Source organism: Rhodococcus sp. BH4 (genome assembly GCF_002079265.1).
In the GTDB taxonomy this organism is placed as follows: Bacteria; Actinomycetota; Actinomycetes; order Mycobacteriales; family Mycobacteriaceae; genus Rhodococcus_F; species Rhodococcus_F qingshengii.
The window spans coordinates 1,869,755-1,887,522 of record NZ_CP014941.1 but is presented as its reverse complement, the minus strand read 5'-3'; the positions used below and the strand labels follow the sequence as shown (position 1 = coordinate 1,887,522).

The window sequence follows — 17,768 nt, the reverse complement described above, 5'->3', positions numbered from 1 at the left end:
GGGACAAAACGGACGACTATATCGCCAACGCGGCCCGATGCCCCTCGATGACGGCCGCGTGCGAACGCCTCGGAGACAAGGCGTCACCGATGCGAAATTTCTCGAAACAGCTTCCCTGCAAGGTGTTCCACAACTCGTCGACAGGTTCCTGCTGTGTCGCGAAGACCACCCAGTCGACTGCAACTTCCTCGGTCACACCCGTCGGAAGGTGAACCAAGCTCACGAGCGGCGAGGCCCCAGCGCTCACCGAAGTCACCATCAGATCTGTCCGTTGACCGATCGACTTCTCGAACGCTCGGCGGTTCCACCCCTCGAAATCCAGGGTGATGCTCAGGTCCTGCGCGACCACCATGCCGTTGGTCGCGATCGTGACGGCACAGCCTCGATCAGCGAGGAACTCCGCCACCGACGTACCTTGATGGAATCCCAGTTCGTCGTAGACGAGCACCGTTCCACTCGGCAGAATCTTGCCGTCGAGAACGTCTCGAACACCCACCACACGCTCTGATCCACCCGCCCACGCCGGTCGCACAGGCCGCGCTCCGGTTGCAATCACGACCACCTCGGGCGCGCGCTCCTCCACGATCGCGAGATCAGCTCCAGCATCCAACTCGATCGTCACACCGCTTCGGCGACACTCAGATTCGAGATTCCGGACGAGGTCGGCGAGCTCACGGCGAGCCGGTACCACCGAGGCGGTAAGAATCTGTCCCCCAAGTCTTCGTTCACGCTCGAACAGCGTCACCGCATGACCTCGCTGGGCCGCTGTAGCCGCAGCTTGCAGGCCGGCCGGGCCGCCACCGACCACCACCACCGTGCGGCCCCGTCGCCGCGGCATCGGCAGCGGTACCGATTCCCGACCGGCGCGCGGATTTTCGGTGCACCCCAACCAACGTCCCAGACCCATCCGCCCGACGCATTCCTGGTTGCAGGACAGGCAGGTTCGCACCTGTACCGATTGACCAGCACGCGCCTTGTTCACAAAATCCGGATCGGCGATCTGCCCGCGAACTACGCCCACCAGATCGCATACACCGTCCTCGAGTGCAGCTTCGGCTTGCTCCGGCGTCTTGAAACGGCCGACTCCGACGACTGGAAGATCGACGACCTCCCTGATCGCAGACGGGACGAAGTTGGCGTAGCCGGTGGGTACAGCCATCGATGCTTCGACCAGATGCAGTGTTTCCGTGGCCATTCCGACGGTGGTGTTGATGTAGTCGACGTGACCGTCAGCTTCGATGAGTTGGGCGGTGGTTACCGCGTCGGACAGTTCGATGCCACCCCGCGTTCCTTCGTATCCACTCAGGCGCACACCGAGCACACGATCCGGGCCGATGGCCTTACGCAGTACCCCGAGCACTTCGAGAAGGAAACGCGCACGATTCGCCACGCCCCCGCCGTAGCGATCAGTGCGCAGGTTGGTCGAGGGTGCGAGAAACGCGCGCACGATGGACGACTGCGACGCCTGCAATTCCACCCCGTCGAAGCCACCGGCAACGCAGTTGCGCGCAACAAGGGCGAACCCTGCGAGAATCTCGGCGATGTCCGCGTCGTCGACAGCCTTGGGCACCTCGCGGAACAACGGATCCGCAACGGCGCTCGGCGCCAACAGCGGCGATCGCGAATAGGTTCCAGCGCCCTGACCCCCATTGTGGTTGATCTGCGCGAGAATCGACGAACCATGCGCATGAACGGCGTCGGTGATCCGCCGGTATCCCTCGATCGCTTCCGGCCGATAGCCCGCAATCATCTTCTCGTACGGTCGATCCGAAGGATGCGTCGAGTGCTCCTCGGTGATGATCAGACCCGCACCGCCGCGTGCCCGCGCCTCGTAGTAGCTCGCGTGCTGCTCCGTCGGCAACCCGTTCTCCGCGTAATTGGTCAGGTGTGCGGAGAACACGACCCGATTGCGGAGTGTCAGGTTGCCCAGGCGCAGTGGCGCGAAGAGGCGCGGGTACGGCGTCATCAGACCTTGGAGTTTCCTTGATCGAGAGCGATATGACTTGCCGTGACGGTGCGGGAACCGTCACCGGCGAGCCACAGGACGGTATCGGCGATCTCGTCAGGTTCGGCGAAAGCGATGTCCGAGAGGATCGGAGTGAAGTTGGGAAGGTACTGCGGAAACTTTGCAAATACCTCGAGAGCGCCCTGGTCGACCCCCATCGGCGTATTCACTCCGTAAGGATGGATCGAGTTGACCCTGATCTTGTACTCCCCCAGTTCCTTTGCCGCGGCCTGCGTCAGACCGACGAGACCGAACTTGGCGCTCGCGTAGTGCGCCTGTCCGGGCAGCGCCTTGAGTCCGGCCACCGAACTGACCACGATGATCGATCCACCGCGCCCACCCTCGATGATCGCCGGCACCGAGGCCTTGAGGGTTTTCCAGACTCCGGTCAGGTTGATGTCGATCAGGGTTTCCCACTGCTCGTCCGACATTTCCCAAAATCGATTCCAGTTGCAGACCCCGGCGTTGGCGACCACGATGTCGAGACGTCCGAACTGTTCGACGCCGTCCTTGACCACCGCGGTGAGCGCTGCGCCGTCACGGACATCGACCTCCCGGGCGAGGATCTTCCCGCCCTCCGCTTCCACCAGACGTATCGTCTCGGCAAAGTCCTCGGAAGTTGCTGCGTCGTAGGAATTGTCCGACGCCACCGACGCGCATACGTCGACCGCGATGATCGCTGCTCCCTCGCGCGCCATCTTGACCGCGTGCGCACGTCCTTGACCGCGCGCTGCGCCGGTGATGAAAGCAACGCGACCTTCGAGCGAACGAACTGAACCCTGTGTCATGAGATAGCCCTCTCTGCAGAATTGAAACTCGTTCTAGTAGTAAACCCTGCAAAGCGCCCTTCGCGGATGGATTCGAGAACAGTTCTCGGGGCAACCGAGTCGCCCACCTGAATGTCGGCCTCTTCCTTCAGCGTTTCGTTCGGCAGACGAGGCGAGCAGTCGATCACCACTTCGCACTCGAGCTGTGACCGCTCGCCGGTATGGACGTGTTCGACGCAGACGGCCCCTCGAGCGATTTCGGTGACACGTGACGCGAGCACCCTGGTGACCCCGGCCTGCTGGATGCGCGTGTTGGCGCCGACCAGATCCCCACTCGCACCGAGCCTCGAACCGACGATGCTGTCGGGAGTCACAATCGAGACGGAGATGCCATGGGCCGCGAGTGCTTCTGCGAGCGCCACCGCGATCGGTCCACCGAGGGGATCGATCAGCGCGACCGGACCCGGCCCCACGGTGCTCAACTTCTCGAAGGCTTCCGACGCATCCAACCATCGAACCGAATCGTCGACCGGATACGTCGGCGGCCTCGCAGCACTACCGGTGGCAACGACAACAAACTCGCCCCGGCTGCGTGCGTCACCCAGGTCTTGGGCGTCGAGCGCCGCCCCGGTCCGCATCGTCACGCCGCTACGACGGCATTCGTCCTCCAACCACTGCGCGAGGAGTGCGAACCGGCTACGGCCGTCACCTCGCGCAAAAGTTCGGATCATGCCGCCGAACTGCGATGAACTCTCGACGAGTGTGACCGAGTGCCCCGCCACCGCCGAGATCCGTGCAGCTTCCATCCCAGCGGGGCCACCCCCCACGACCAGCACGGCTCCCGGTGTCGAAATCTGCTCTCGCTCATCGGGGTCCACCGTCTCGAAACCCGCGCTCGGATTCCCGACGCACGTCACGACAGGATTGCGAGGATCACGCACGAGGCACGTCTGATTGCAGAGCACACACGGCCGGGGACGATCGCCGCGCGCGGCTTTCACAACCAGGTCCGGGTCTGCGATCTGGGCCCGGGTCATCTCGACGAACTCACCTACTTCCAGCGCCGCGTGAGCGTCGGCGATGTCCACGACGCTCCCCTGCACGACAACAGGAATCGACAGAGCGGCCTTGATCTCACGGCACAGATCGAGGTTGAAGTTCGGCGGGCAGTGAAAATCGGGGCGGTACCGGTCAGACGAATAGAGTCCGCCACGAACGACGACAAGGAGATCGAGGAACGGAGACACTTCACGCGCGATACCGATGGCAAGATCGGGCGTCAGACCCGCCCATGGAGCTTCCTCGTCACAGGACAACCGCAGGGAGACAACGTGATCCGACCCGACTTCCTCGCGCACTGCCGAGATGACCTCGCGAACAAGAGCAACGCGATCGCTACCGTATCGGTCTGGCCGAGTGTTGGTCAGACCCGAAAGGAATTGTCGCAGAATGCTTCGAGGACCGGCATCGAGTTCCACTCCGTCCATTCCCGAAGCGACGGCCAGCGCCGACGCCTCACGGAAGCCGACTATCAGCTGGTCGATTTCCGGCTGCCCCATTGCCATCGGCAACTCACGCGTCGCCGGGTCGGCCACTCTTGACGGTCCCCACAGCACCGACTGGGAGTATGCGCTCGATCCCTGCATGCCGGTATGACCGAGCCCGGCCAGAACCAGCGTTCCGTACGGAGCACATGCAGCCGCGATCGACCGCCACCCCGGGCCACATTGCGACGCCAACGGCGCCCGCTCGTACGGCCAGTCGTTCTCCGATACCGAGGCCACTTCGGTGACGACGATCCCGGTTCCGCCCTCGGCGCGGCGCTGGTAGTACGCACGGTGCCGATCGGAAAGCGAGCGTCCCACAGCAAGATTGGTCTCGTGCGGACCGAAAACAACCCTGGACCGGACGAGGCGTCCGGCCAGGGTCGTGTGTTCGTCGAGTGTCAACTCACAGCTCTATCGGAGCCGTAATCTCAGCTGGCACCCAATGTGCGTGTGAAGCCTTCCGGAATCACCAGGTCCGCCGGGCTCAGTTCGGTGATGGACGAGTGGCCGAGGCCCATCAGCCCCGAGTCGATGCCCATCCGCATGAGGTCGAGCACGTTCTCGACACCGGCCTGGCCGTTGGCCGAGAGGCCCCACAGGTAGGCGCGCCCGAGCATGACGGCCTTGGCTCCGAGTGCGAGCGCCTTGACGACGTCGCCGCCGCGTCGAATGCCGCCGTCGAGAACAACTTCCACCTGATCGCCCACGGCCTCGGCAATGCCCGGGAGCACACGGATCGGCGCCGGGGTGCCGTCGAGGTTGTTACCACCGTGGTTGGAGACCGAGATAGCGGAGACACCGGCGTCGACAGCTCGCTTGGCGTCGTCGATGCGCATGATGCCCTTGAGCATGAACGGTCCACCCCACTGCTCACGAAGCCAGGCGATGTCTTCCCACGTCGGAAGCGGAGTCTGCATCCACTCGCCGTATGCGCCGAAGAACGTCGGCGCAGGCAGGCCGGGAGCCGCGAGGTTGGGGGTGGTCAGGTCCGGGATCTTGCCGGTCTTGGCGAACTCGAGCAACCACTTCGGGCGCATGATTCCCTCGGGTGCGAACTGGAACATCGCCTTGAGGTCCATCTTTTCGGGGATGGACGGGCTGCCCCAGTCGCGACCGTACGAGAAGGACCAGTCGGTGGTGATGATCAGGCCCTTGGCACCGGCAGCGCGAGCGCGCTCCATACGCTGCAGGAGCACGTCGCGGCTGCCGACCCAATACATCTGGAAGAAGACCTGCGGGTTGGCCGCGGCAACTTCTTCGATGGACTTGCTGGCAAAAGAACTCAGTCCGATGGCTGTTCCCCGTGCTGCAGCCGCACGGGCTACCGCTACTTCACCGTCGGGGTGCACTGCCTGCACACCGGTCGGTGAAATCATGACGGGCAACGAAATGTCCTGGCCCATAATGGTGGTGGACATCTCGCGCTTGTCCGACAGCCCGGCAGCGTGGGGAGCGAAACCCAATTCGCTGAATGCCGCGACGTTGTCGTCGACCGTCAGCCCTTTCTCGGATCCCGCTACCAACGCCGCGTACACGGACTTGGGCAACCTCTTCTTCGCACGGCGCTGTGCTTCTGCCACCGTCTCGAAGAAAGCATTCTTAGCCATTGAACTGACCTCTCTGGGGTGCAGCTTTCGCCGCACTGTCGGTATCGCGCAGTAGTTACTGCATTCCCGCAAGCGGGTTTTCGTCACAAATCTTGGCGGGCGGACGCATCATCAGTGTCAGTGGCACCGATGCACGTGGGGTCTTACGTTGACCGGAACGGGAGTGGTCGACACTGGACTTCGGGACCTCTCCCGCCGACGCCAGTGCCATTTCACCGTTGCCGATGACGCACTCGGGGTCAGGTCCGTCCATCGGCAGTCCGGTGAAGAACTTGGCCGCCATGCAGCCGCCGCGGCAGGAGTCGTAGTGGTTGCACTTGCTGCAGGCGCCACCGGTTTGGGGCGAGCGCAGCTCCTCGAACAGGTCCGAGTGCTGCCAGACTTCCTGGAATCCACCGTCTTTCACGATGTTTCCGGCGAGGAACTGCTCGTGAATCGCGAAGGGGCATGCGTACACGTCACCGACCGGGTCGATCAGGCACACGACGCGGCCCGCGCCACAGAGATTGAGACCGGGCAGTGCATCGCCGAAGGCGGAGAGGTGGAAGAACGAGTCGCCCGTCAGGACGCCTTCGCCATTGGCGACCAGCCAGTTGTAGAGCTCACGCTGCTGCTCCGGACGCGGGTGCAGGTCGTCCCACACGTCGGCGCCGCGGCCCGAAGGACGCAGTCGAGTGATGCGCAGGGTCGCGTCGTACTTGTCCGCGAGAGCCTTGAACTCGTCGAGCTGACTGACGTTGTGCCGCGTGACGACCACCGAAATCTTGGCGTCCTTGAAGCCGGCTTCCTTCAGGTTCGCGAGAGCGCGCTCGGCCATCGCGAACGAACCAGGCCCGCGCACAGCGTCATTGACCTCAGCGGTGGCACCGTCGATGGAAATCTGCACGTCGACGTAGTCACTGGCTGCGAGGCGCGCCGCGACCTTCTTGTCGATCTTCACGCCGTTGGTGGAGAACTTCACACCAACCTGGTGGTCGGTCGCGTAGTCGACGAGCTCCCAGAAGTCGGAGCGTACCGTCGGCTCGCCGCCACCGATGTTGACGTAGAAAACCTGCATACGCTGCAGCTCGTCGATGATGGACTTGCACTGTTCGGTGCTCAGCTCGTTGGGGTCACGACGACCCGACGACGAAAGGCAGTGCACGCAGGACAGGTTGCAGGCGTAGGTGAGTTCCCACGTCAGGCAGATGGGGGCGTCGAGTCCGAGTTCGAACTGATCGACGAGGCGACCCACCTTGGCGGGCGGGGAGGGCTGTTCAAGAACTGAGGTCATGGCTGTGTCCTCGCGAAGAAATGAAGCGGGCGAACGTGCGGAAGGGCTGTTCCGCACGTGGGGGCGAGCGTCTGGCTCAGACAGGCACGATCATGTGCGAGTCGGCGAGAGTGCTCAGCGCGCGGGCATATTGGGGAGCCGCGTCATCTTCGATGCCTTGCGCACGTAGTGCGGACCGGACATCAGGATGGTCTGGCAACGCCTTGACCACCGCAACGATGGTCGTGTTCTTCAGGAACGACAGCTTGCGTGTTCCGAAGTGGTAGAGCAACGCCCCGAAAGGTTCGGGGCGAAGCGCTACCTGCGGGTGGAGTTTCCACCCCGCATCGAGATCCAAAGCAGACACGGTCAGTACACGCCGCACATGCCGTCGATGGAAACTTCCTCCACGAGGGACTCCTCGACGAGGTCGTTCTCAAGCGCCTTGTTGTCACGATCTGACATGGATTCCTCCTGCGGTCGCACTCCGTCTGGAAGTCTGTAGATCAGACTTCCAACCTGGGAGTTGGTGGTCACTAGTGGGACTTCACTGTGACTCGGTTCACCACTGTAATGGCATCGAGTGCAGAATGACACACATGGAGCGAAAAAAGTATGCGTAGCCGCAAGAAACCGTCCGCTCGGATAGGTCGTCGCCCCTCCACAACGAAGGAGGGAATCAGCACGATCGGGATCGAACTGTTCTCGACAGTCGGCTTCAACGAGGTGAGCGTCGACCAGATAGCCGACGCCGCCGGCATCGCGCGTCGGACCTTCTTTCGCTACTTCCCGTCCAAGAACGCCGTCCCCTGGGGAGACTTCGACGGACATCTCGACGAGATGCGCGAGCACCTGGATTCACTGCCCGCTGATATTCCGTTGGTCGACGCACTCGAATCCGCATTGTTGACGTTCAACACCTTCCCACCGGAAGAGACTGCGGTACATCGCAAACGGATGGAATTGATCCTCGAAGTTCCGACGCTTCAGGCATACTCTGTGGTGATGTACGAAGGTTGGCGGCAGGTGGTCGCCGACTACGTCGCACGCCGAATGAATCTCGAGCCGACCGATCACGGCCCACGCACGGTCGGCTATCTTCTGCTCGGGGTCGCGATGTCGGCGTACGAGCAGTGGCTCACCGACGATTCACTCGAGCTACCGGAACTCTTGAAAACAGGTACGCAGTCCCTGCGGACCGGTATCAGCACCTGAGAAAGCATCACCACCTGAGAAAGGCGATCATGTCCACCATCACGAACGAACCCGTCCTGGATTCCCTGGCGCCGTCGACGCCGGGCTTGTGGTCGTTCGGACATGTCACCGTCGAACGCGTCGAGTCCGGTCCGATCTCGCTCGATCGCCGAGGCGGTCGCCTCCACGTCAGGCACTCCCTCACTCCCGCCGATCTGAGTGAGCGACTCGTCGCCGGAGTCACCTCGTCGATCCAGGACGCGGAGTTCGGTCAGGACGAATTCGAGTTGACGATGGTCGGCCTGGTTCGCTCCACCGTGGACGGCGCTCTCGAATCCTGGACCACCTACTACCGGAACTCACTTGCCGAACTACTGGACGGCACTGCAGATTTCGCGCCGATTCACGACAAAGCCGAAGAGCTGGTCCGCGGTTCCGTGCTCGATCTGGGTTCCTGCTTCGGTTTCCTGCCCCTGCGGCTCGCGCGCGCCGGAATGGACGTGACCGCCACGGACATCCTGCCCGGAACGATGATCCTGCTCGACGCGGTTGCCCCCGAACTCGGCATCACGATCGACACGGTGATCTGCGACGCGGGTGAAGTACCGGCACCGGACAACAGCGCCGACACCGTCACCGCGATTCATCTCCTCGAACACGTCGACGACGCAGTCGGCGAGGCCGTGATCGCGCAAGCACTCCGGATCGCGCGTCAACGGGTCGTCCTTGCCGTCCCCTTCGAAGACGAAGCCACCGCGTGCCACGGCCACATCCGCACTTTCGATCTCGAGTCACTGCGTGCGGTCGGCAGGCAGAGCCGTGTGCCGTTCGAGGTATTCGAGCATCACGGCGGCTGGTTGGTGCTGGACGCATCGGCCGCCTGAAAAGAACTACCCTTCTTTCAGCGTATGGGCGACAAGCGCATTCGCGTGCCCATGACCCATACCGTGCTCCGACTTCAACCAGTTGACCAATTCCATGTGCTTCGTGAGGTCTGAGCTTCTGATCAGCTCTTGCCATTCACCGATCGGCCGACCGTACTTCTTCTCGATCGACGGAAAATACGACGCCGGGCCTTTCACGGGTTCAGTCATGACCGGAATCTACCTCCACCGCCCGACAATATTCGCGCACCGGCGGCGCCCGCATGTCCGCACCTGCGGAATCGCTGGGTAGATACGCGACCATCGCATTATGGTCGAAGAACACCCACCCGAGAGCACAGGAGTTCAGCGATGCGACTGTCCACACGAAATCAACTCACCGGCACCATAACCGAGGTCAACCTCGGCACCGTCATGGCGACGGTCAAGGTGAAGTTGGACGGCGGGAATCAGATTGTGACCTCGTCGATCACCCGCGATGCCGCACTGGATCTCGATCTTGAACCAGGCCAAGCCGCAACGGTATTCGTGAAGTCCACCGAGGTGACGATCGGCGTCGAGTAACTGGCGAGCGATGTGATCAGGGCCGGGTGAGATGCGTGGTCATCGTGTAGTCCTTGCTCGGCCCCGTCACGGTCCAGACGACAGTCCAGGTCGATCGATCTCCGGCAGTGACGTCGATTCGCCCGCGGTAGGTATCCGCACCGCACAGGTGCTCGACTTCCTCCCCCGGCGCCCAGTCGTGGAACTCTCTGCCGTCTTCGAATGTCACGGCCCACTCGAGGCCGCGCTCGGCAACGAACAGAGTTCGGAACACGGGTAATTCCAGGTCGCCGTCACGCAGCGTGCCGCTCTCGTACCAGCGCATCCGACCGTCACCGGCGTCGGAGATAGTGGTCTCGCCGAATACATGCTTGGTGGAACCAGAAAGGCGGTCGACGATGTCCCGCTCGAAGTGCCACTTTCCTACCAGCGCCCTCGGCTCGATTTTCGCGTCGTCGACCATGTGGCGATTCTAGTGACCCTGCATTGCCCGACGACACCGGAGACCGACTCGAACACACTGCGAGAGTATGTTCCGAGTACACCCGGAACACGCAGGAGATTTTCACAACCATGAACGATTCGGCCGCCCTTCACAAACGCGCAGTGTTCGCCGAGGATCTCGAGATCGGCCAAGTGATCCCATTGGGTTCGTATTCGGTGACCGAAGAGGAAATCGTCGAGTTCGCAACTCAGTGGGATCCCCAGTGGTTTCACGTCGACAAGGAAGCCGCCGAGTCCGGCGTCTTCGGCGGGTTGATCGCCAGCGGGCTGCACACCCTGTCGATCTGCCAGAAGTTGGTGGTCGCCAGTCTCTACGACCAGTGGAACGTGATCGCCGGGAAAACCATGCGCGACGTGAGCTTCCTCCGTCCGCTTCGCCCCGGTGACACCCTGAGCGGAAAGGTCACCGTCGACAACGTCGTGTTCGACAATCGCGCGCGAGGATTGGTGACCATCACAGCGAAATTGGTCGATGCACACGGCAATCGCGTTCTCGACGTGGTCACTGACGCCTACCTGCACTGCCGCTCGACTCGCGGACAGTGAATTATCGGTAAATTCCGCACCACCCTGTTCGAATTGCCGTACTTTCAGTGACGTTGCGACGCAACAATACCCATCCCTGCAATCAGGAGTTCCTCACACATGAGCAGCCTCGGCGAGATCAATCCTCTCGGCATTCTTCAGATCCTCATCTACATGCTCTTCGGTGGGTCGTCCAGCACTCCCGAATAGACCCTAGCTTGCCATAGCCATAGTCAGCATCTAGGGTGCTGACTATGGCAATTACTAGTCAGGCATCAGTGGCGGCCGCGCCGTCGACCGACGCAGCGCGTCATCACACCGAATTCGACTCCAGTTGGCGGAGTTTCGACGGCATCCAGGGCGGACTCGCAATTGCACGGATGCTGCGGGTGGCGGCCGACGCGTCCGGAGCCGAACCGCTGGCAGTCACGGCGCATCTGGACCGCCCCGTTCCTCCTGGGCCGGCCGAGTTGACTGTCGGCGAGATGCGGGGCGGGCGGACCGTCAGTTGCCACGTCACGCTGACCGGTTCGGGATCCGCTCTCGTTCGGTTGGCCCGCGACATAGGAGCTACAACAATGTCCGCCCCTGTCGCCGAACCGGCTCCGGCCGACCCGTCAACCCTGCCGCCGCTGGAGATCCCGGTGGATTTTGTGCCGTTCGCCCAGCACCTCGACATCCGGCCGATCAATTCCGCGAGGCCGTTCGCCGGTGGCGACTCCCCTGAATTCGACGTCTGGATCCGCCTGCTCACAGACCTCGATTTCACGGCCCAAGAGCGCGCCGCGGTCCTTCTCGACGCGCTTCCGCCCGGACTGTTCGCGACACTGACGATGCCCGTGGCCATACCGACCATCGAGTTCACCGCGCATTTCACCCCGGAGCACCTCACGGCAGATCCCCGAACGCTGTCACCGTGGTATCGCCTACGCCACGGGACTGCCTGGGCGACGGACACTCTCTGTGTTGACGAATCCGAACTATTCGACTCGACCGGACGACTTGCTGCTCGGGCTCGCCAGCTTCGTCGAATTCTGAGTTGAGTTTCAGCTCTCCTACACCTGGAGGTCGCGACGACGGAACGCAACAAGCGATGCTGTCGAAAGCACCACTGCCACAACGATCATTGCCAGCAGTGGCAGAACTGTCACCGGCTCGGCAGGGGCACCCGGCACGTGAGTGTAGGGCGACAGATCCAGCACTACCTGCGGAAGCTTCAGCAACGTGCCGAGTTGCCCGAGCACGATGCATGCCGCCAAGATTCCCCAGGAGAGCGCCGACGCGTACGTCGGAAACAGTCCGAAAGCCAACGACACCAACCCCACGACTACGAGCACCGCAGGCAGATAGGCCAACGCGGCGCCAGTCATACGAAGTGTGTTGCCGCCGATGTCGTCCGTGACGAGCCCGAAGGCAAAACCGGTGAAGGCACCCATCAAGACGTGCGCGAGGATCACGCCGCCCACAACCACACCCAGGTGGGAAAGCATCCACCTCCACCGCGACAAAGACGTTGCCAGCAACGGTTCGAGCCGTCCCGATGTTTCCTCGCCCCGCATCCGGAGAAGACTCTGGACCGAATACGCCGCGATGACTATCGACGTGAGCCCCAGAGCAGTGGCCAAGTAGGAATCCACCAGATCCGATCCGCCGCCGCCAAGTTTCTCGAACATCTCCGCGGTCTGCTGCGACGATCCCACCATCGCGTCGATCTCGTTGCCCACAGCGCCGTACGCGAACCCGAGTATGACAACGGCAAAGATCCACCAGAACATCGTCATTCGCTGCATGCGCCACGCCAGGCCCCAGGCCGACGGTAGCCACGATGCCGCGACTGGCGGGCCGGGTCGGGGCTGAACGAGTCCCGCTCCCTGATCGCGATGGCCGATGAGAACAAAAGCCACCACCACGTGCACAGCCGCAAATCCGAGCAGCAACAACAGGATCCACCAGGCGTCGTCGTCGAAGGGCCGGATCTGTTGTGCCCATCCGATCGGCGAGAGCCACGACAACCAGCCACTGACCACGCGAGTTCCGACGTCGACGACCGTACTGTTCACGTCGCCGATCGCGCGCAGCATGAAGGCAACGCCGATCGCGGCACCCGCCAGGCCGTTGGCCGTACGAGCACCGTCGGTGATCTGCGCCGTCACGGCTGCCACTCCGGCAAACGCGATTCCGGTCCCACCTATCGAGGCACCCAACGCGAACGAACCGACGACAGGCAAACCGACGGCGATCGATCCCAGTGCAATTCCCAGTGCAAGAACGACGTTCGCACCGACCGTTACGATCAGTGCGGAGGTCAGGAGCGCTCGTCGACCTACCACCGCTGCACCGATCATCTCGGCTCGGCCGGTCTCCTCGTTCTGTCGCGTATGGCGAACCACCGCAAGGGTGCTCATCAATGCGGCCACCAACGCGAACACGAGCACCGACTGACTGGCGACTATCGCGCCCTGCGAATCACCGGACACGATCCCGTTGGTCGCCAGCGCGACCGGCGATACCGCGGAACTGACTGCGATGTTTCGTAATTCCTCGGGTGTCGAGTACAGCCCGGTCACACTGGCGACAACCAGCAGCATGAACAAGACGATGGAGATAACCCACACGGAGAGCTGAATTCGGTCCCGCCGCAAAGCCAGCCGAACCAGTCGGCGTGTGCCGGTGAATTGACTTGCCGAGGCCGGTACCGGTGGAGCGGCCTCGACAACAACGGTCACGGCCGTACTCCGGTCTCGGCTCGCAGGTGTACCGAAGTCTCCCTAGCCCGTTCGTCACCGTAATGCCGCAAGAAAAGTTCTTCGAGAGTCGGCGGAGTGGAAGTGAGCGCCACGATTCCGAATCCGACCAAGTACGTCATGAGTGGTCCGAGTTGCGCGCTGTCGACTTCGCAGGTGACGTGGTTACCGTCGATCACCGCGTCGTGGACACCGCCGAGTCCGTCGAGTCCACCGATCGGACGCTGCGTCTCCGCCGCGACGGACGTGCGCGTGAGATGCCTGAGTTCGGACAGTGTTCCCTCTTCCACCGTCCGCCCGTCGCGGATGATGCTCACACGATCGCACAGCGCTTCGACCTCGGCGAGGATATGGCTCGACAGCAGTACCGTCTTTCCGGCGTGAGCCACCTCCTCGACGCAGTCCTGGAATACCGCCTCCATCAACGGGTCGAGCCCCGATGTGGGTTCGTCGAGGACGTAAAGGTCGACGTCGGACGAGAACGCGGCCACGAGTGCAACCTTCTGCCGGTTACCTTTCGAGTACGTGCGCGCCTTCTTGGTCGGGTCCAATTCGAAGCGATCGAGCAACTCGCTGCGGCGTTTTCGGTCCAGGCCACCGCGCAGGCCCGCCAACAGATCGATAGCCTCACCGCCGGTGAGGTTGGGCCACAGATTCACGTCGCCAGGCACATAGGCGAGACGTCGATGCAAAGTGACAGCGTCTCGCCACGGATCGCCGCCGAGAACGGTTGCGTCTCCGGAGTCCGAGCGGAGCAGGCCGAGGAGCACCCGAATAGTGGTGGACTTTCCGGAACCGTTCGGCCCCAGGAATCCGTGCACTTCACCCGTCGAGACGTCGAGGTCGAGGCCGTCCAGCGCGCGGGTGGTACCGAAGGTCTTGACGAGGCTTTTCACTGAAATTGCCGCACCCATGAATTTGACCGTACGCCGATTTCACAAATGTGTGAAGATAGAAAAGACGGAAAGATCGAAGGGTTCCGATGACCGACACCAGCCACACCGTTGCACCGGACGAGAGCCGACACTATGTCGAGCGACTCTCACTCGTACTGAGCAACATGGGTTTTCCGCCGATGCCCGCCCGCGTCTGGGCCGCGTTGATGACCAGCGAGGCACCCTCGTCCACGCCAGGAGATCTCGGATCTCGGTTGGGAGTGAGCCCCGCCGCCATTTCCGGAGCCGTCAGATACCTCCAGCAAGTCGGATTGATCGAGCGTGTGGCCGTCCCCGGATCGCGGCGTCAGCACTACTGCGTCAGCATCGACATGTGGGCCGACGCGTTTGTCACGAAACAGTCCTCGCTCTACCAGGTCTCGGCAGTTGCGGACGAGGGCATACGAGTCCTCGGTGAAGGAACAACAGCCGGCGATCGAATGGCAGATCTGCGCGACTTCTTCGACTTCATGGCCGCGGAAATGCCGCGAATGCTCGCGGACTGGCGCTCCCGGCGAAAAGACCGGACACCTGGCAGGTAACTTCAGGTTTACCCGCAATTTCGGCGGGGTACCTCAATTCTCGTTCCAGCATGGTCAGGTGCGGTGTAATCGAGGAGTTGCTGATGAAGCTGTCGATCAGGGGCGCGAACACTTCACCGACTCCACCCTTCGCGCGTACCGCTTCACCCGAAACCTGTGAACGATCGATTTCCCTGAATCGCACCGCCGCCGAGGCATTCGCCGGTGATCACCATGCACTGTCGAAACTACTGGCCCGGTTGCACCCTCGCGTCGTTCTCTACTATCGCGCCAGACTCCTCGGGACGCCCGTCGCGACGTTCGCCGACGATCTCGCCCACCAATGCACCCTGGACGTCGTCACACGAATGTCCGACACGATCTCGGCCGACACACGCATCGAGACCTTCGCGTACGAGTTGGCCTCTCGACGAATTGCGTCAATTCCCCAGTCACGCAACATCGACGGACAATTCAAACGCCCGCGCCGCCTGACCGACGACCAACGTGAGGTTCTGGTACTACGAATCGCAGTGGGTCTGACTGCCGAGATGACCGCATCGACTCTGTGCACAACTCGTTCGAGCGTGCTCCTCCTACAGCATCAAGCGCTGCGCGCCTGGACGGTCTCCGAGCAGAGCTAGATCAGACCTTGCTTACTCGCGGCGTAGACGGCCTCTGCTCGACGGCTCACCTCGAGTTTGCGCATGATGTTGCTGACGTGAAACTTGACGGTGGTCGGTGAGATGAACAATCTCTCACCGATTTTGATGTTGGACAAGCCGTTTGCGAGGAGTCTGAGCACTTCGAGTTCGCGATCGGTCAATCGTTCTTTCGACGACGACTGCCCGTTGAGCGATCGCACGACAGCTGACGCGCTGCGCGAATCGAACGCACTCTCACCCCGCGAGACCGCCCTGATCGCACGCACCAATTCGGTGGTGTCGACGTCTTTGACGACATAGCCGCGAGCACCCGCGTGCACCGCTCGCACCACCAGTTGATCGTCGAGAAACGTGGTGAGAACCAACAGTCCGAGGCCGGGATGCGCCGAGGACAGCTGGCCACACAGGGTCAGTCCCTCGTAGTCGGAACTGGCGGAGAGTTTGAGATCCATCAGGACGATGTCCGGGCCGACCTTGTCGACCACGGCGAGTGCCTCGGCGAGGGACGAAGCCTCCCCCACGATCTCGAGATCGCTTTCGCGCTCGAGAACCGAGCGGAGCCCTTGCCGCAGAATTGCATGGTCGTCGACCAGGACGATTCGAACCAATCCCTGAACCGGCGATGCTCCGCGGGTGATGACGGGACGCGCAGTGGTCATGATTCCTCGCTCTCGATTTCAGTGGTGGAGCAAAGGTTTTCCATGCCCGAGTCGAACGGCAGTGGTAGTCGCACGAGAATCTGAATCCCACCGATCCGCGCGCGCCGTACTTCGAGCGCACCACCCAACTCGAGTGTTCGCGCCTGCATGTTCGCGAGACCGCGATGGCGGCCGTCGACGTCGTTGGTGGCTGCGAGTTTGAGGATCAGACGCATTCGCGCAGGGTCGCCGTCACCGTCGTCGGAGACCGACAGCAACACGGAGTCCGCCCGATAGGTCAGACGAAGCACCGCCCGATTCGCGTGAGCATGGACCGCTGCATTGAAGAGAGCTTCCCCCGCGATCCGGAGAAGAGCGTGTTCGGCATCGCCCGGAAGTTCGGTCGGGGTACCGCCGACGCGAACGCTCACCGCCAACTCGTCCGGCATGTGAACCACGCCGAGTTGCTCGAGCATCTCGGGCAACGACGTCCGGTCCGCGTCCGACGAATGATTGAGCGCATAGATCGCCGAACGAAGCTGCTCGACCGCCCTCCTGGTCAAATCCTTTGCCAAGTCCAGTCTTTCACTGCGTTCAGCCTCCGGGATGTCGCTCCGGCAGACCTCGATCTGCATGCCCGCCGACAACACCGCCTGTGTCACACTGTCGTGCAGTTCGCGGGCGATCCGGTGACGTTCGTCGTCGACCACTTGGTGCCGGTGCGCCACTCCGAGTTGACGCTGAGTGGACTCCAATTCGCTGTTGCGCACCGCAAGGTCGGCTGCAGTACGATTGGCCTCCGCATACGCATCTTCGGCACGCTCGAGCAGTAGTTGTCCGCGCTGATAGAGCGCCGAATTCTGCAGAGCCACAGCAGTCTGGCTGGCCAGAATGCTGAGCACGGCTCCGTCCGTCGTGTCGAGGGTTCGGTTGGCCGGCGTCCAGGCTGCAAAGGCACCTACCACGCCGCCACCGAGCACGATCGGCACAAACGCGTAGTGCGCGTCGATCACCGAGTTGGATTCGATTCTTCCGTACCGGATGTCGTCGAGGCATTCGACGACATCCTCCGGAAGTGGCGGCCCCTCGACGTTGTCGACCAGAAAAGGGGTGGCGTCCGGGCCGAGAACCAGTCGCCGTGGTCCGGCGTCGGGCAAAGTTCCGTCAGCCAAGGCGAAGACAATCCAGTTGGCACTCAGATGCGCACGGGCAGCTTCCGCGACCGCGCAGACGAGGGTTTCCGGCCCCTCGACGGTGCGCACCAAAGCCCGCGAGATCAACTCCAAGGCATGCACGACGCGTTCGAGGCGCTCGGCCGCACCGCGATACTGCGGGTAGAACGAACTCTTACCCGATCGTAATCCGGTGAGCCGGGACAGGTCCGCGGTCATCGCCTGCACCAATTCACAGCGGCCCTCTTCACAGCGTCCATCTTCA

The 17,768-nt window shown here is 62.4% G+C and carries 20 protein-coding genes; 7 read left to right on the top strand and 13 right to left on the bottom strand.

Annotated features, from left to right (window positions below):
- Positions 1-16: 16 nt before the first annotated feature.
- The 7 genes from A0W34_RS08965 to mftA all read right to left on the bottom strand — a co-directional run bounded on the left by A0W34_RS08965 (position 17) and on the right by mftA (position 7,643).
- Positions 17-1,966 (bottom strand): mycofactocin system FadH/OYE family oxidoreductase 2, encoded by a 1,950-nt coding sequence (locus A0W34_RS08965; protein ID WP_081557575.1) that lies wholly within the window; start codon positions 1,964-1,966, stop codon positions 17-19.
- Positions 1,966-2,793, bottom strand: a complete 828-nt coding sequence (locus tag A0W34_RS08960; protein ID WP_003941966.1) for a mycofactocin-coupled SDR family oxidoreductase — start codon at positions 2,791-2,793, stop codon at positions 1,966-1,968. Before A0W34_RS08960 ends, A0W34_RS08965 begins: the two co-directional genes overlap by 1 nt.
- Positions 2,790-4,721, bottom strand: coding sequence for a mycofactocin system FadH/OYE family oxidoreductase 1 (locus A0W34_RS08955; protein ID WP_081557574.1), 1,932 nt, complete (start codon positions 4,719-4,721; stop codon positions 2,790-2,792). Before A0W34_RS08955 ends, A0W34_RS08960 begins: the two co-directional genes overlap by 4 nt.
- A gap of 26 nt (positions 4,722-4,747) precedes the next feature.
- Entirely contained in the window at positions 4,748-5,926 is a 1,179-nt protein-coding gene (gene mftD / locus A0W34_RS08950) for a pre-mycofactocin synthase MftD (RefSeq protein WP_065352152.1), read from the bottom strand.
- 55 nt (positions 5,927-5,981) lie between these two features.
- Positions 5,982-7,199 (bottom strand): mycofactocin radical SAM maturase, encoded by a 1,218-nt coding sequence (gene mftC, locus A0W34_RS08945; protein ID WP_003942089.1) that lies wholly within the window; start codon positions 7,197-7,199, stop codon positions 5,982-5,984.
- A gap of 76 nt (positions 7,200-7,275) precedes the next feature.
- Positions 7,276-7,563, bottom strand: a complete 288-nt coding sequence (mftB, locus tag A0W34_RS08940; protein WP_007728309.1) for a mycofactocin biosynthesis chaperone MftB — start codon at positions 7,561-7,563, stop codon at positions 7,276-7,278.
- Positions 7,548-7,643 carry a mycofactocin precursor MftA gene (gene mftA / locus A0W34_RS08935; RefSeq protein WP_063836238.1) on the bottom strand — a complete coding sequence of 32 codons (96 nt, stop codon included), beginning with the start codon at positions 7,641-7,643 and terminating at the stop codon, positions 7,548-7,550. Before mftA ends, mftB begins: the two co-directional genes overlap by 16 nt.
- A 150-nt stretch (positions 7,644-7,793) precedes the next feature.
- Between mftA and mftR the strand changes: the two genes are divergently transcribed.
- Positions 7,794-8,393: a mycofactocin system transcriptional regulator gene (mftR, locus tag A0W34_RS08930; RefSeq protein WP_007728311.1), complete on the top strand. Its 600-nt coding sequence runs from the start codon at positions 7,794-7,796 to the stop codon at positions 8,391-8,393.
- Positions 8,394-8,422: 29 nt separating this feature from the next.
- Positions 8,423-9,256: a mycofactocin oligosaccharide methyltransferase MftM gene (gene mftM / locus A0W34_RS08925; protein WP_042920988.1), complete on the top strand. Its 834-nt coding sequence runs from the start codon at positions 8,423-8,425 to the stop codon at positions 9,254-9,256.
- Between the two features lie 6 nt (positions 9,257-9,262).
- On the opposite strand, the gene A0W34_RS08920 is transcribed toward mftM, so the two are convergent.
- Positions 9,263-9,466: a DUF4287 domain-containing protein gene (locus A0W34_RS08920; RefSeq protein ID WP_007728313.1), complete on the bottom strand. Its 204-nt coding sequence runs from the start codon at positions 9,464-9,466 to the stop codon at positions 9,263-9,265.
- A gap of 141 nt (positions 9,467-9,607) precedes the next feature.
- Here A0W34_RS08920 and A0W34_RS08915 point away from each other — a divergent pair, with 141 nt between their 5' ends.
- The gene (locus tag A0W34_RS08915) at positions 9,608-9,820 is read left to right on the top strand and encodes a TOBE domain-containing protein (protein WP_003942061.1); all 213 of its coding nucleotides are present in this window, start codon (positions 9,608-9,610) and stop codon (positions 9,818-9,820) included.
- A 16-nt stretch (positions 9,821-9,836) separates the two neighbouring features.
- Here the strand turns inward: A0W34_RS08915 and A0W34_RS08910 are convergent, their stop codons facing one another.
- Entirely contained in the window at positions 9,837-10,262 is a 426-nt protein-coding gene (locus A0W34_RS08910; RefSeq protein WP_042920992.1) for a DUF6314 family protein, read from the bottom strand.
- A 110-nt stretch (positions 10,263-10,372) separates the two neighbouring features.
- On the opposite strand from A0W34_RS08910, the gene A0W34_RS08905 reads away from it, so the two are divergent.
- Entirely contained in the window at positions 10,373-10,849 is a 477-nt protein-coding gene (locus tag A0W34_RS08905) for a MaoC/PaaZ C-terminal domain-containing protein (RefSeq protein ID WP_007728315.1), read from the top strand.
- A gap of 233 nt (positions 10,850-11,082) precedes the next feature.
- A complete protein-coding gene (locus tag A0W34_RS08900; protein WP_042920993.1) occupies positions 11,083-11,871 on the top strand; it encodes a thioesterase family protein in 789 nt (262 codons plus the stop codon).
- Positions 11,872-11,883: 12 nt separating this feature from the next.
- On the opposite strand, the gene A0W34_RS08895 is transcribed toward A0W34_RS08900, so the two are convergent.
- Both A0W34_RS08895 and A0W34_RS08890 read right to left on the bottom strand, forming a co-directional pair.
- The gene (locus tag A0W34_RS08895; RefSeq protein ID WP_081557573.1) at positions 11,884-13,554 is read right to left on the bottom strand and encodes an ABC transporter permease; all 1,671 of its coding nucleotides are present in this window, start codon (positions 13,552-13,554) and stop codon (positions 11,884-11,886) included.
- Positions 13,551-14,486 carry an ABC transporter ATP-binding protein gene (locus A0W34_RS08890; protein WP_003942009.1) on the bottom strand — a complete coding sequence of 312 codons (936 nt, stop codon included), beginning with the start codon at positions 14,484-14,486 and terminating at the stop codon, positions 13,551-13,553. Before A0W34_RS08890 ends, A0W34_RS08895 begins: the two co-directional genes overlap by 4 nt.
- A 68-nt stretch (positions 14,487-14,554) precedes the next feature.
- Here A0W34_RS08890 and A0W34_RS08885 point away from each other — a divergent pair, with 68 nt between their 5' ends.
- The gene (locus A0W34_RS08885; protein WP_081557572.1) at positions 14,555-15,049 is read left to right on the top strand and encodes a GbsR/MarR family transcriptional regulator; all 495 of its coding nucleotides are present in this window, start codon (positions 14,555-14,557) and stop codon (positions 15,047-15,049) included.
- An 83-nt stretch (positions 15,050-15,132) separates the two neighbouring features.
- Entirely contained in the window at positions 15,133-15,672 is a 540-nt protein-coding gene (locus A0W34_RS08880) for an RNA polymerase subunit sigma (RefSeq protein ID WP_081558770.1), read from the top strand.
- Here the strand turns inward: A0W34_RS08880 and A0W34_RS08875 are convergent.
- Positions 15,669-16,352 (bottom strand): MadR family response regulator transcription factor, encoded by a 684-nt coding sequence (locus A0W34_RS08875; RefSeq protein ID WP_003942005.1) that lies wholly within the window; start codon positions 16,350-16,352, stop codon positions 15,669-15,671. The two genes, A0W34_RS08880 and A0W34_RS08875, sit on opposite strands and share 4 nt — an antisense overlap.
- Positions 16,349-17,722: a MadS family sensor histidine kinase gene (locus tag A0W34_RS08870; RefSeq protein ID WP_003941844.1), complete on the bottom strand. Its 1,374-nt coding sequence runs from the start codon at positions 17,720-17,722 to the stop codon at positions 16,349-16,351. The genes A0W34_RS08875 and A0W34_RS08870 overlap by 4 nt, the downstream gene beginning before the upstream one ends.
- Positions 17,723-17,768: the final 46 nt, after the last annotated feature.